Annotated in this window: 1 protein-coding gene; it reads left to right on the forward strand. The window is 67.6% G+C overall.

Translation table 11 applies throughout. The features are described from left to right. Positions 1-55 precede the first annotated feature (55 nt). The gene (locus K4043_RS16035) at positions 56-16,339 is read left to right on the forward strand and encodes a hemagglutinin repeat-containing protein (RefSeq protein ID WP_265309914.1); all 16,284 of its coding nucleotides are present in this window, start codon (positions 56-58) and stop codon (positions 16,337-16,339) included. Positions 16,340-16,510 lie beyond the last annotated feature (171 nt).

The following is a 16,510-nucleotide window of genomic DNA, read 5'->3' on the forward strand; positions in this document are numbered from 1 at the left end:
CCCTGCGCGCCGCTGCGGCGCGCGACCCCACACCGCATTGAAAGGAAGCAACGCCGTGAATCGAGTCTATCGCCTGGTTTTCAACCGTACCCTGGGTGTCATGCAGGTCGCCTCCGAACTGGTGACCGCACCCCGCGGTGGCTGCGATGCGCGCGGCGGCAACACGATGGCCACGCTGCGGCCAATGAGCTTTGCGCTGTGGCTGGTGCTCGGTTGGGTAGGGCTGGTACAGCCGCTGTCCGCGCAGCAGGTGCCCGATGCCGGCCGCATCATCGCCGACCCCGGCGCACCGGCCCAGCAGCGGCCCACCGTGATCACCTCGGCCAACGGCACGCCGCAGGTCAACATCACCACGCCCAGCGCGGCCGGTGTCTCGCGCAACCAGTACCAACAGCTCGATGTCGGCCGCCAGGGCGTCATCCTCAACAATTCGCGCACGGACGTGCAGACGCAGATCGGTGGCTGGGTGCAGGGCAATCCCTGGCTGGCCACCGGCACCGCGCGGGTCATCCTCAATGAGGTCAACGGCAGCAACCCCAGCCACCTCAACGGCTATGTCGAAGTGGCCGGTGCCCGTGCCCAGGTGGTCATCGCCAACCCGGCCGGCATCCAGATCGACGGTGCCGGCTTCCTCAACGCGAGCCGGGTCACCCTGACCACCGGCACGCCCATCCTCAACAACGGCGCGCTGGATGGCTACCGTGTCGAGGGCGGCGCGATCCGCGTGTCCGGTGCGGGCCTGGATGCCAGCCTGACCGACTACACCGACATCATCACCCGCTCGCTGCAGGTCAACGCCGGTATCTGGGCCAACCAGCTGCAGGCCAGCCTGGGCACCAACGTGGTCAGTGCCGACCACAGCAGCGTGACCGCACAGGCTCCGGCCGGTGGCACACCGGCCTTCGCGCTGGATGTCGGCGCGCTCGGTGGCATGTATGCCAACCGCATCTGGCTGGTCGGCAACGAGCATGGCGTCGGCATGAGCAACGCCGGCAAGATCGGCGCGCAGGCCGGCGAGCTGGTGGTCACTGCCGATGGCCGGCTGGAGAACACCGGTGCGCTGCACGCGCAGCAGGACACCCGGATCACCGCCGCCGGCGGCGTGGCCAATGCGGGCACGCTCAGCGCCGAGCGCGAACTGCGCGTGGACACGCCCGCCGATCTGGACAACAGCGGCGGCACGCTCAATGCCCGCCGCATCGAGGTGAACGCCGATGCGCTGCGCAACCGCGGCGGCAGTATCGAACAGGTGGGTGCCCAGACGCTGCAACTGAGCGGCACGGACATCAGCAACGAGCAGGGCCGGATCGGCACGGTGGCCAGCACCTCGCCGGGGCAGGAAACCGGCGGCGGCACCACCGGCGGCACTACCGGACAGCCCGGCAGCGGCAGCACCCCCGGCACCGGCACGCCCACGCCGGGCCAGGGCGGCACCGGCGGCACCACACCACCCACGCCCACCGCGCCGCTGGCGGCCGGCGCACTCAACATCGCCACCTCGCTGGACAACGACGGCGGTGCCATCGATGCCACCGGCATCCTGCAGCTGAGCGCCGGCAACAGCCTGGACAACAGCCGCGGCACGCTGGGCGTGCAGACCATGCAGGTGCAGGGCGACGCGCTGCGCAATGTCGGCGGCCGGCTGGAGGTGCAGGGAGCGGCCTCGGCCCAGGTGCAGACGCTGGACAACAGCGGCGGCCACATGGCGCTGGCGCAGACCTTCCAGCTGCAGGCACAGTCGCTGTTCAACCGCGGCGGTACCCTCGCGCACGGTGGCAGCGCGGCCACCGCCTGGTCCATCGGCACGCTGGACAACAGCGACGGCAGCCTGGCCAGCAACGCCACGACCTTCGGCCTGGACCTGGGCCATCTGATCAACACCCGCGGCAGCCTCAGCCATGCGGGCAGCAACGGGCTGCAGCTGCGCGCTGATCGCCTGGACGGTGTGCAGGGCACCATCGCCACCGCCGGCGACATCGCCCTGCAGCTGGGCAGTGCCGACCACCGCAAGGCGCAGATGATCGCCAACCAGGTGAGCCTTGCCGCCGGCGACTTCGACAACCGCGGCGGGCGGGTGCTGTCCACCGGGCAGCAGGTCAGCGCGCTCAGTGTGCAGGGCACGCTGGACAACGGCGACGGCGGCACCCTGGCCAGCAACGGCGACCTGCAGATCACCGCAGCGCAGCTGGGCAATGCCGGTGGCACCGTGCAGCAGGCCGGCACCGGCAGCCTGCGTATCGATGCGGTCAACCTGCAGGGCCAGGGCGGCACCGTGCTCAGCAATGGCAGCCTGGTGGTACAGGGCGATACCACCAACCTGCGCGATGGCACCACCTCCGCGCAGCGCATCGCGATCACCACCGGCGATCTGATCACTGCCGGTGGCACGCTCACCTCGGCCGGCACCGAGGTACTGGATCTGCAGGTGGCCCGCACCCTGGACAACACCGGGGGCACACTGGGCAGCAACGGCGCGCTGGCCATCGACAGCACCACCTTGATCAACACCGGCGGCAAGCTGATCGCCGCCGGCACCGGGCAGACCACGCTGCACGCCAGCGAGGCGCTGCACAACCAGGGCGGCACGCTTTCCAGCAATGGCGACCTGCGCATCGATGCCGAGCGTCTGCTCAATGGCGGCGGCAGCATCGATCATGCCGGCAACGGCACGCTGCAGATCACCACCGCCAGCCTGAGCGGCGGCGAAGGCACCATCGCCAGCAATGGCCTGCTGCAGCTGCAGGCGCAGACACTGGACCTGCACAAGGCCACGACCCGCGGCCGCGAGGTCGACATCCGTGCCGGCGCGCTGGACAACACCGGCGGCACCCTGCTCTCGCTGGGCGAGCAGGCCATGCAGCTGCGCATCAGCGGCAGCCTGGTCAATGACGGGGGCACGCTCACCGCCAACGGCGCGCAGCAGATCGAGGCAGGCGCGCTGACCAACCGGGGCGGCGCGTTGAACTCGGCCGGCACCGCCGATACCCGCCTGATCGTGGCCGGCACGCTGGACAACACCGGTGGCACCGTGGCCAGCAATGCAGGCGCACTGCAGCTGCAGGCAGGTGCACTGGTCAATGCCGATGGCACGATCAGCCATGCCGGTCAGAACGGACTGTCCATCACCACCGGCCGACTGGACGGTCAGCGTGGTCGCATCGGCACGGCTGGCGCGCTCGAGCTCAGCGCCGGAGCTGTCGACCATCGCGGCGCGTCCGTGGCCGCCGAGCAGCTGGACATCACCGCGCAATCGCTGGACAACCGCGGTGGCAGCATCATCGCCACAGGCACTGCCGCCAACACGCTGCAGGTCACCGACACGCTGGACAACGGCGATGGCGGCACCCTGGCCAGCAATGGCGATCTATCCATCAGCGCCAGCACCCTCGGCAACGCCGGCGGCACCATCCAGCAGGCCGGCACCGGCACGCTCGCCATCAAGGTGGACACGCTCAACGGCCACGCCGGCACGCTGCTCAGCAACGGCGCGCTCGACCTGCAGGGCGACACGCTGGATCTGCGCAATGGCACCACCTCGGCACAGCAGATCCGCATCGACAGCGAGCGCCTGATCACCGCCGGTGGTCAGCTCAGAGCGCTGGGCACCCAGGCACTGCAGGTGCAGGCACGCGCCCTGCTGGACAACAGTGGCGGCACCCTTGGCAGCAACGGCGCCGTGGACATCAACGCCGGCCGCTTCGTCAATGACCACGGCAAGCTCATCGCCGCTGGCGAGGCCGCCTCGCAGGTGCGCGTGACGCAGCTGCTGGACAACACCGGCGGCGCGATCTCCGGCAATGGCGATCTGCGGATCGAGGCCGAGGTGCTGCGCAATGCCGATGGCACCCTGGTCGCGGCCGATGCGCTGCACCTGCAGGGCCAGACGCTGGACTTGCGTGATGGTGCGGTGGGTGCCACGCAGATCACCGTGCAGGCCGGCAGCCTGGACAACAGCGGTGGCACGCTCAGCGCCACCGGCACAGCGGACATGCGCCTGCAGGTGCGCGAGCAGCTGACCAACGATACCGGCACGATCGCTGCCAACGGTGCCCAGCACATCGAGGCCGGCGCGCTGTCCAACCGGGGTGGCACGTTGAGTTCGGCCGGCACCGGCAACAGCCAGATCCACGTAGCGGGTCAGCTGGACAACAGCAAGGGCGTGATCGCCAGCAATGCCGCTGCACTGGAAGTGGCAACGGGCAGCCTGCGCAACATCGACGGCACCCTCAGCCATGCCGGCACCCAGGGCCTGACCCTGAGCACCGGGCAGTTGCTGGGCCAGGATGGCCACATCGTCACCGCCGGCGCCCTCACGCTCACCGCGGGCGAGGTGGACCACCGTGGTGCGACCCTGCAGGCCACGCAGATCGCGCTGGCGGCAGAGGCCTTCGACAACCGCGGCGGGCAACTCGTGGCCACGGGTACCCAGGCCAACCACATCGACGTGGCCGGCGCCCTGGACAACGGTGACGATGGCCTCATCGCCAGCAATGGCGATCTGACCCTCAACGCAGCGCTGCTCGGCAATGCCGGCGGTACCGTGCAGCAGGCCGGCAATGGTCTGTTGGCGATCAACGCCGCCACCCTCAACGGTGCCGGCGGCACCCTGCTCAGCAACGGCACGCTGCACGTGCAGGGCGATACCACCGATCTGCGCGCTGGCACCACCTCGGCCCAGCGCATCCGCATCGAGACCGGCGATCTCACCACCGCCGGCGGCACGCTCACGGCCACCAGCACCGACGCACTGGCGCTGCAGGTCCGCGGCCGCCTGGACAACACCGGCGGCACCGTGGCGACCAATGGTGCGCTGGATCTGCGCGCCGCCACGCTGCTCAACAACGGTGGCAACCTGCAGGCCGCAGGGACCGCCGCTAGCCAGCTGAGCATCGACCAGGCGCTGCAGAACCGCGGCGGCAAGATCCTCACCAGCGGTGATCTCAACGTCACCGCGGCCAGCCTGGACAACCAGGGCGGCACGGTCCACAGCGCCACCGACCTGAGCGTGGGCGTGGATGGCCTGTTGGACAACAGCAACACCGGCCTGATCGCCAGTGGCGGCGATGCACAGTTGCGCGCGGCCACGCTGGACAACCGCAGCGGCAGCATCGAACAGGCCGGCGAGGGCCAGCTGCAGATCGATACCGGCACGCTGCAGGGCGCTGGCGGCCGCATCATCAGCAATGGCGCGTTGACCCTGCAGGGCGACGCCCTGGATATCCGCGGGGGCACCACTGCAGCGCGCCAGGTCACGGTGACCGCCGGCAGCCTGGACAACGCCGGTGGCACGCTCAGCAGCACCGGTGAGCAGACCATGGTGCTGCAGGTGCGCGATGCGCTGGGCAACGATGGCGGCACCATTGCTGCCAATGGCGCGCAGCAGATCAGCGCCGGTACGCTGTCCAACGTTGCCGGTACGCTGAGTTCGGCAGGAACTGCAGACACCCGCATTGAAGTCGCTGGCCAGTTCGACAACACCCGCGGCACCCTGGCCAGCAACGGCGGCGCCCTGACGGTGCAGACCGGCAGCCTGGTCAATGACACCGGCCGGATCCACCACGCCGGCCAGAACGGCCTCACCCTGCAGACCGGCAGCCTGCAGGGCCAGAAAGGCAGCATCGCCACCGCCGGCACGCTGACCCTGCGTGCGGACGCGATCGATCACCGCGACGCCACCCTCAGCGCCGGCCAGCTGGACATCGTCGCGACCGCACTCGACAACCGTGGTGGCACCGTGCTCTCCACCGGCACCCAGGCCAACACGGTGCGGGTGGATGGCACCCTGGACAACGGCGACGACGGTACCCTGGCCAGCAACGGCGACCTGCAGATCACCGCGGCCACCCTCGGCAACGCCGGCGGCACCGTGCAGCAGGCCGGCACCGGCACGCTGAGCATCACCGCCGCGACCCTCAATGGTCAGGGCGGTACGCTGGTCAGCAATGGCGCGCTGGCGCTCGCCGGCGACACCACCGACCTGCGCAACGGCACCACCTCGGCGCAGCAGATCCGCATCGACACCGGTGACCTGACCACCGCCGGCGGCAACCTTTTCGCCACCGGCACGGGGCCGCTGGCGCTGAACGTGCGCAACCGCCTGGACAACACCGGCGGCACCCTGGCCAGCAATGGCACGGTGGACCTGCACGCGGCCACCCTCATCAACAACCAGGGCACGCTGCAGGCGGCTGGCGCGGGCAGCAACCAGCTGCAGGTGGGCCAGGCGCTGGAGAACCGCGGCGGGCGCATTCTCGCCACCGGCGCGACCGTCATCGGTGCGGCCAGCGTGGACAACCACGGCGGCACCCTGCAGACCGGCGGGGCGTTGACCCTCGGCGTGGACGGGCGGCTGGACAACAGCGGCCAGGGTGTCATCGCCAGCGGCGGCGACGCGCACCTCACCGCCGCCACCCTGGACAACCAGACCGGCAGCATCGAGCACGCCGGTGAAGGCACGCTCGCCATCGAGGTGACCGACCTGCACGGTGCGGGTGGCCGCATCGTCGGCAACGGTGCGCTGCAACTGAAGGGCGATACGCTCGATCTCAGTGGCGCCACCACCGGCGCACGCCAGGTCACGGTGACTGCCGGCAGCCTGGATACCAGCAAGGGCACGCTCACCTCCACCGGCACGCAGGCCATGACCCTGCAGGTGGACAGGGCGCTGACCAACAACGGCGGCACCATCGCCGCCAATGGCGCCCAGCAGATCACGGCCGGCGCGCTCTCCAACATCGACGGCACGCTGAGCGCAGCCGGCACCGGTGATACCCGCATCAACGTGCTCGGCACGTTCGACAACACCCGCGGCGATGTGGCCAGCAATGGCCGCCAGCTGCAGATCGATGCCGCCCGCCTGATCAATGAGCAAGGCACCCTCAGCCACGGCGGTACCGAGTCACTGAGCCTGACGGTCGGCCAGCTCGATGGTGCGAAGGGCACCATCGTCAGTGCAGGCGCACTGGCGCTGCAGGCCGGTGCGGTGGACCACCGCGGTGCCACCCTCAACGCAACCCAGCTGACCGTCCAGGCCGACGCCTTCAACAACCAGGGCGGCACCGTGCTGGCTACGGGCGCGCAGGCCAGCAGCCTGACCGTCAGTGGCGTGCTGGACAATGGCAACGGCGGCACGCTGGCCAGCAATGGCGACCTGCAGATCACCGCGGCCACCCTCGGCAATGCCGGTGGAACCGTGCAGCAGGCGGGCACCGGTACGCTGGCGATCAACGCTCACACCCTCAACGGCCAGGGCGGCAAGCTGCTCAGCAATGGCAGCCTGGCGCTGATCGGCGAGAACACCGACCTGCGCGATGGCACTACCGCCGCGCAGCGCATCCGTATCGAGACCGGGGAACTGGTCACTGCAGGCGGCACACTCACCGCCACCGGCACCGACGTGCTGGCGCTGAACGTGCGCGGCCGACTGGACAACACCGCCGGCACCCTGGCCAGCAATGGCACGCTGGATCTGCGCGCCGCGCAGCTGCTCAACAACCAGGGCACCGTGCAGGCGGCCGGGGCGGGGAGCAATCAGCTGGCCATCGGCGGTGCACTGGAGAACCGCGGCGGTCGCCTCCTGACCACCGGCAATGCCACGGTCACCGCCACCGGCCTGGACAACCGCGGTGGCACCCTGCACAGCGACGGCAGCTCCCGCTTGACGGTGACCGTCGATGGCCTGCTCGACAACAGCGCGCAGGGCACGGTGTCGTCGGGTGGCAACGCGCACATCACCACGCAATCCCTGAACAATGAAGCGGGCACCCTGGCCGCCGGGGCCGCATTGCAGCTCGACACGGCCACGCAGGTACGCAATACCAACGGCTTGATCCAAGCCGGTACCGATCTGCGCGTGACCAGCAGCGGCATCGACAACCACAGCGGCCGGATCATCGCCGGCACGGTGGATCTGGATACCCGCGGCTACACCCTGGACAACCGCGCAGGCACCGTGGCCAGCCTGACCGGGGGCGCCGCGCTGCGCACCGGCCAGCTGGACAACAGCGGTGGGCTGCTGCAGTCCGCCGGCAACCTGCGTATCGACACGGCCGGCCAGGCCCTGATCAACACGAATGCCAACGGCAACGGCATCAACAGCAGCGGTACGCTGGAGATCCACAGCGGTGCGTTCGACAACCGTGCCGGTTCGGTATTCGGCCAGGGCGCGATCACCGTCACTGCCAGCAGCGTCGACAACACCGCCGGCGGCGCGCTGGTGGGCGCAGGCGACCTGACCCTGCGTGCGCAATCGGTGGCCAACGCCGGCGGCAAGATCACGGTGGGCCGCAATGCGGACATCGTCCTGCCCGGCGCGCTGGACAACCGCGGGGGCCTGGTGGCCGCCGGTGGCACGCTCGCCCTGCAGGCGGGCAACATCGATAACCGATACACCCTGAGCGCGCCCACTGGCCCGGCACTGGGCCTGCAGGGCAAGCACCTGCAGCTGGGCACCGGCAGCCTGGACAACCAGCAGGGCCAGATCCTGGCCGACACCCTCGTGGTACAGGTCAGTGGCCTGCTGAACAACAGCGGCGGCCAGATATCCGCCGCCGAGACTTCTGATATCCGCGCCGACAGCATCGCCAACGCCGGCGGTTCACTGGTGGCCGGCAGCAACCAGATCGTGCGCACGCGTGAGATCACCGGTGACGGCAAGCTGCTCTCGCAGGGCGACATGACCCTGGAGCTGGGCCAGAGCCACATCAACACCGGCGAGCTCGCCGCCAACGGCACGCTCACCCTGGCCATCCAGGGCAACCTGGACAACCTGGGCAAGCTGCAGGGCGCCGGGGTGAACATCAGCGCCGGCAACATCCACAACGCCGCTTCCGGCGAGATCAGCAGCGTCGGCCTGACCCGGCTGGTGGCCAGCGGTGAACTGCTCAACCGCGGCCTGCTGGACGGCCGCATTACCCACATCGACGCCGGCACGCTGAACAACATCGGCACCGGCCGCATCTACGGCGACCACATCGCCATCCAGGCCGGCACCCTCAACAACCTGGCCGAAAACGTGGGCGGCGCGCAGCGCTCGGCCACCATCGCCGCACGCCAGCGCCTGGACCTCGGCGTGGGTGTGCTGAACAACCGCGGCCAAAGCCTCATCTTCAGCGATGGCGATGCGGCCATCGGCGGGGCGCTCAACGGGCTGACGGCCGTGGGCAGCGCGCAGCGCATCGACAACCTCAGCTCCACCATCGAGATCGCCGGCAACCTGGACATGTCCGCGCTGGCGGTGAACAACATCCGCGAAAACGTGGTGGTGCAGCAGCAGACCATCCAGCATGGGCCGGTCACGCTCAACCAGCCGGGCTGGTTCAAGAATGGGCGCAACACCGGCAATCTGCGTGAGACCTCCAACTTCCAGCCCTACGAGGTCTATTACCTCAATCCGGATGACATCCTGGAAGACACCGCGTACATCACCCCCGACGGCCAGCAGATCCGCCGGGCGGTGGTCCGGCTGACCGCCAACACCAGTGCCTACTACTTCGCACGCGGTGGCCTGAACGGCTCACGTGGCGAGCGCTCGCGCCTGCCCGCGCAGGATGGCACGGTGGTCATCTACTACGTGGGCCGTGCGGACAGCCGCAACAATCCGGACCAGCTGGGCGCCGGGGCCGAAGATCCATTCCGCGATCTCTCGGCGATGCCGCCGGGAAGCAGGGACGGTTTCAACTACGAATCGGACACCCTGGCCTACAACAACGCCTACGGCACCTGCACCACCACCTGCGTGCGGTTGATCACCTACCCGGACTACGACAATCCGGAGGCGATGCTGATCAACATGCAGCGCCACACCACCAGCACCAATGGCAACGAGAAGACCCGCGTCGCCACCCGTACCACCACCGAAGACGTGCTGGTGTCGGCCGGTGCTGACGCCGTGATCAATGCCGGTGGCCACATGCGCATCGCCACCGATGCGTTGCGCAACGAATACGCCAGCATCGCCGCCGGTGGCAACCTGGCCGTGGTCGGATTGAACGTGGGTGAATCCTCGATCATCAACACCGCCAAGACGCTGTTCCGCACACATAGCTTCAGCAATGTCTCCATCACCTATGGCGGCTCGCGCAGCCAATGGAGCGCCGCGCCGATCTCCGAGCAGATCGGCGTGCTGGGTGCGGGCATCACCGCCGGCGGCAAGTTGAGCATCGATGTCGGCAACCTGCGCAACGAGAACACCGGCCGCGACGCGCCGAACGTGCGCGATGGCGACAGCATGGCCAACCTCAACACCGGTGGGCCGGGCGCAGGCTCGGTCGGCCCGGGCGCAGGCGCGGTGCAGGGACCGGGGCAGAGCAGCGGCCAGGGCGCCGGCCCGGTGAACGCACAGGGGCCGACGGCGGCCGGCGCAGCACACGGTCAAACCGGTAGTGCGGTACAGGGGCCGGGTCAGGCCGGTGGCCACATCGCCGATGGCGCGCACGCCCAGGGACCGTCTGCGGCCGGTGGCGCACAGGGCGCGGCAGGCCAAGGCCTGCAGGGTGCCGACCGCACCAGCGGCCAGCTGGCCGATGCCGCCAACGCCCAAGGGCCAAGCCAGGTCGGCTCGGCGGGCCCGGGCACGGGCGGCGTGCAGGACATCGTGGCCGGGCAGGCAGCACAGGCCACGGCCACCGGCCCGGGGGCCGTGCAGGCCGGTGGCCACGCCGGCAGCGGTGGCAATGCCGCACTGGCCAACAAGCAGGCCGTCGCCGCCGCCGGCAATGACCCGCACGTGGTGGTGACCACCACGCCCAATGCCAGCGCACCCAGCGCCAGCCTGTTCAACGTGGATGCCAACCGTGGCAGCTACCTGGTGGAAACCGACCCGCGCTTTGCCAGCTACCGCAGTTGGCTCAGCTCGGACTACCTGCTGCAGCGCGCCGGCTATGAGCCCTCGCAGACCCAGAAGCGCCTGGGCGACGGCTTCTACGAACAGAAGCTGGTGCGCGAACAGATCGGCGAGCTCACCGGCCGCCGCTTCCTCGATGGCCATGCCAGCGACGAAGACCAGTACCGCGCGCTGCTGGAGGCCGGTGCTACCGTCGCCAGTGCGTGGGGCCTGCGCCCCGGCGTGGCGCTGACCGCCGAGCAGATGGCCCGCCTCACCAGCGACATCGTCTGGCTGGTGGAGCAGGACGTCACCCTGGCCGACGGCTCCACCGTGCGCGCGCTGGTGCCACAGGTGTACCTGCGGGTGATGCCGGGCGATCTGGATACCAATGGTGCGCTGCTGGCCGGTGCCGACATCGACATCAAGCTGCGCGGCGACCTGGTCAACAGCGGTGCCATCGCCGGGCGTCAGCTGGTGAGCATCGATGCCGGCAACATCCGCAACGTCAGCGGCGGGCAGATCAGCGGCCAGCAGGTCGGCCTGCAGGCCACCCACGACATCGACATCATCGGCAGCACCGTCACCGCCACCGATGCACTGGGGCTCAAGGCCGGTGGCAACATCACCGTCGCCTCGACCACGCGCGAGTGGCGCGACAACGGCGACCTGCTGGTGCAGCAGACCACCACGCTGGATCGCGTGGCCGGCCTGTATGTGACCAACAAGGACGGCGCCGGTGTGCTCAGCGTCAACGCCGGTGGCAACGTGGAGCTGCGGGCCGCGCAGCTGGCCAACGCCGGTACCGACGGCCTGACCGCGATCGTGGCCGGTGGCGACCTCAGCCTCACCTCGGTGGCCGAGCAGAGCAGCGTCTCGCTCACCCATGACGCCCGCAACTTCAACAGCCAGAGCCAGTCGATCAACATCGGCACCACCATCAGCGGTGCCGGCGATGTGGTGCTCAAGGCCGGCAACGATCTGAACCTGACCGCTGCCAACGTCTCGGCCGCCAACGCACTCGTGGCCCAGGCAGGGCGCGACATCAACAGCGTTGCCGTGGTGGACACGCGCACCTTCGACAGCGGTGCCAAGAGCAAGAACGGCTCGCGCGAAGTCAGTGCCGCCGATGGCTGGGTGCTGGGCAACCAGCTCACCGGTGCCGAAGGCGTTGCCCTGCAGGCCGGCCGCGACCTCACCCTGCAGGCCACCACGGTGGACAGCAGCGACGGCGGCGTGCTGCTCTCGGCCGGGCGCAACCTGGCGCTGACCACCGCGCAGGAAACCCACGATCTGGTGGTGGACGAAACCACCCGCAAGAAGAAGACGCTGTCCAGCACCACCACCACCACCCACGACCAGAGCTCGGCCAGCTATGCGGTGGGCAGCACCATCGGTGGCAAGACGGTGGACATGATCGCCGGCAACGATGTGACCATCACCGGCTCGACCGTGCTGGCTGACAACGACCTGCGCATCGCCGCGGCCAACAACATCACCATCGAATCGGCGCAGGACACCTACAGCGAGGCCAGCAGCTTCAGCCAGAAGAAATCCGGCATCACCGGCGGCTTCGGCAATGGCGTGGCGTCGGTGGGGTACAGCAGCGCCAAGTCGGACAACCAGAGCGCCAGCCAGTCCACCACCCAGGTGGGATCGGCGGTGGGCTCGATGAACGGCAATGTGCAGCTCAACGCCGGTAACCAGCTCACGATCGCGGCCTCCGACGTGGCGGCTGGGCAGGACCTGACCCTGATCGGCAAGGACATCAACCTGCTGGCGCGCCAGGACACGGTGGACAGCCAGATCAGCCAGTCCAGCAAGTCCAGCGGCTTCTCTATGGGCGTCACCTACGATCCCACCAAGGCTTACCGCAGCGCCCGCGATTCCACCACCGACGGGATGGCCGACAGTGGCTCGATCATGGGCGACATCACCCGCAACGCCGAAGGCACCGCCTCCGGCGTGCGTGCGGCCACCACGTCGGTGGTGGTCACCGGCGGCAGCCAACGCTCCAGCGGCAACCAGGTCCACTCCACCAGCGACGCCCGCGTCGCCCAGCTGAGCGCGGGCGGCGACCTCACCGTGATCGCCAACGGCGGCTCGATCTACAGCCAGGGCGCGCAGATGGCGGCCGAGGGCGATGCCCTGCTGCTGGCCACCAAGGACATCGTGTTCGATGTCGCCCACAACACCGAATCCAGCACCAGCCAGAGCAGCGGCAAGGGCTGGGGCTTCGCCAACAACACCAGCGGCTTGCCGTTCGGCACCAACAACTCCCGCAGTGACGGCAGCGGCCAGAGCGACACCATCACCGGCACCCAGCTGTCCGTGGGCGGTGGCGTGCGCATGGCCACCACCGAAGGCGACATCACCCTCACCGCCGCGAACATCGCCGCCGAAAAGGACGTGACCATCCGCGCCGCCGGCAACCTCACCGTGCAGAGCGGCCAGGACACAGTGAGCAACGCCAACACCGCCGACAGCAAGGCCATCGGCACGGTGCAGATCTCCGACACCGAGAAGTTCGCCGGCTGGCACCGCCAGCAGCACGACGACGACAGCGGCATGGTCTCGCAGGTGGCCAGCACCATCGGCAGCCTGGGCGGCAACGTCAACCTTGGCGCGGGCGGCAAGTACACCCAGATCGCCAGCAACGTGGTAGCCGCGCAGGATGTCAACATCACAGCGGCGGAGATCGAGTTGCTCACTGCCAACGAGACCGGCTATAACTCGCAGAGCGACAAGGACCTCAAGATCGGCGTGTTTGCGCGGATCAAGTCGCCGTTCATCGACCTGATCAACAACGTGGATTCGGCGCGGCAGTCGGACGGGCGCCTGCAGGCGATGCAGGGCATGGCGGCCGGTGCCAATGCGTATCAAGCGGGCAGTGCGATCGCCAGTGCGGCCAAGGGAGGCGGCGCGTCGCTGCTCAGTGCTGAAGCCGGCATCGGTTTCAAGTCCGCGAGCAGCAGCGCGGACGGCAGCAGCACCGTCTCGCGCGGCTCCACCATCCAGGGCGGCGGCAACGTCAACCTGACGAGCACCAGTGGCGATATCCATGTGGTGCAGGGCAACCTCAGCGCTGGCAACACACTGTCGCTGGACTCGGCGCGCGACATTCTGCTGGAAGCCGGCCAGGCCAACCTGCAGAACAAGAGCAAAAGCAACAATGCTGGCGCTGAAGTCGGCGTAGGCGTGTCGGTGGGCGCGCAGACCGGCGTGTACGTGTATGCAGAGGCCAGCGTAGGCAGCAGCAAGTCCAGCGCCGAAAGCAGCACCTGGCAGAACACCACCCTGATCGGCAGCAACATCTCGCTGAAGGCGGACGGTGACACCACCCTGCGTGGCGCCACGGCCACTGCTGACCGGATCGACGTCAAGACCGGTGGCACGCTGACCATCCAATCCATGCAGGACATCGCCGAAAGCATGTCGAAGGAGAACCAAGTGGGCGGCCGGGTGCAGGTCTCGTTCGGCACCGCGTGGGACGCCAGTGGGTATGCCAGCGTGGGCAAGGCCAATGGAAGCTACAAGGGTGTGGGTGAGCAATCAGGCTTGTTCGCAGGCGATGGTGGTTATCACGTGGACGCCGGCCACGTGAACCTGGTGGGCGGTGCGATTGCCAGTACCAACGCGGCCAATAGCGAACTGAGCGCTGAGACGTTTACCTTTACCGACCTCAAGAACGAGATGGACTACCGGGCCAGCTCGGCGGGCATCAGCGGTGGCTTTGGGTCGACTGGCAATGCAGCCACCGACGCCAATGGCGACCCCGTGCCTGCACCGGGCGCGGCCGGACAGTTCAAGGACATCGGTAGCACGATCCGTAACGGAGAGTACGGCGCGGCGAATAGTACGTCCTTCAGCCCGGGCATTCCGATGTCCGACAGCGGGCACGACAGCTCCACCACCTACGCAACCTTGACCGGTGGCAACATCACCATCGGCGGCAGGAAGGTCGACGCCGCCGACCTTGGGGTGAACACAGACGCCAGTGCTGCCCACCAAGCGCTTGAAGGGTTGCCAGACCTGCAAAAAATGCTGCAGGAGCAGCGCGCCATGGCGCAGGCTACGGGCACCGTTGTAGATGCGGGTATGCGTATTCGTGCGGGCATCAATGCATCGATTGATGAGGAAAATGCGCGCAAGGAAGATGCCAAGAAACAGCTCGCCGACCCCGCGCTTCGCGATTCAATGAGTCAAGAGCAGAAAGCTCAACTCATAGCGACGGCCGTCGAGGCCGACCGTGAAATCGAACGCCTGCAGAAGGTTGGCGTTCTGGTAGGTGCGATCACGGGCGGCATCGCGGCGTCCTCCGGCAGCACGGGGCAGATCGTGGCGGGTACTCTTGCACCGGTGATCTCGTACCAGATTGGCCAGTATTTCAAGGAGAATGCGGCCAGGAACGAGATGGACAACGGCAAGCGTGGCGAAGAGGGAAGCGCCACGCATCTGCTCGCGCATGCCCTGCTGGGCGCAGCGGTGGCCTCGGCCGGTGGAGACAGTGCAATGATCGGGGCTCTGGCAGCTGGTGGTGCTGAGGCAGCTGCACCAGCTATTGCCAAATTCATATTTGGCAAGGACAGCAAAGACCTCAGCTCAAGCGAGCAGGATACCGTCAGCGCCGTCGCGGGTATCGGAGGCGCGATGCTAGGCTCACTCCAAGACGGCATGCTGGGAGCCATCGCAGGCAGCTCTGCAGCGAAGAACGCTGTTGAGAACAACTGGTCAGAGGTAGGTCACTACTCCACGATGGCGACCATTCTCTACCTGTCTGGCTTCTCAGAGCAGGACGCAAAAGCTGTAGCCCTCGCCGCATGGTCACCAGACACGGACAACCGCAACGCCATCACAAAGGAAAACGTAGCCAACGGTGATTCTCCCACCGGAAATCAGAAGGCGTACCACCTTCTCACCGGAGAGAAAGACCCAGCCAAGGTCGCTGCCATACAGAATGAGCTGGCGAAGAAGGTCAAAGAAATTCTCACTGACTTGAAGCGGTATGAGAACAATCCGGAATCAAAGGCAGCCATCCTCTCGAATGCGGAGAATCAGAGGATACTTCATGCCTTTGGCGATTCTTTTGCACATGTCCAGGCTGACGGAACGCATTACGACGGCGGGCAAGGACATCTGAAGGACGGTACTGATCCAGATGAGCCGAATAAGCACCCAGGAGCCTTCACAAACTATGTCGAATCGCTATACGCGGTGGCATCATCAGTCGCTGGTCCCAACGTCCGAAGCAATGATGTGAGTACACTCACCGCAACCGTTGTTGCCAAGAAATCAAACGATGATCAGAAGGCGGCTCTGGCGGCGGCGGCCGCCGCCTATGGCGGTAAGGATCCGGCACTGGTTGATTCGCCCATCGCGGGTTGCGAGTGGTACCAACGCTGTGGAGGAAACATTGCCAACGAAGCCATTCGTAAGGTCTACGGTGTGACCCTACCCGTAGCACCTCAGATTGACTGGTCAAAGCTCAATTTTCCGAGCGACTGGACGCGCAGGTAAATACCGGGCTTACGGCCCGTGGTCGGCTCGATGAGGATGTCGTAAATGATGCAACGTTCTTACATTTTTTCCTGGATAGTGTGCTTGACCAGCTGGGCGGCAGTGCTGACCAACTACGTAATGAGCTACAGCTTCCTTGGCTGCGACGGCAGAGGTTCGTTCTCGCTCGCG

The organism is Stenotrophomonas sp. SRS1, from assembly GCF_026130205.1.
In the GTDB taxonomy this organism is placed as follows: Bacteria; Pseudomonadota; Gammaproteobacteria; order Xanthomonadales; family Xanthomonadaceae; genus Stenotrophomonas; species Stenotrophomonas rhizophila_B.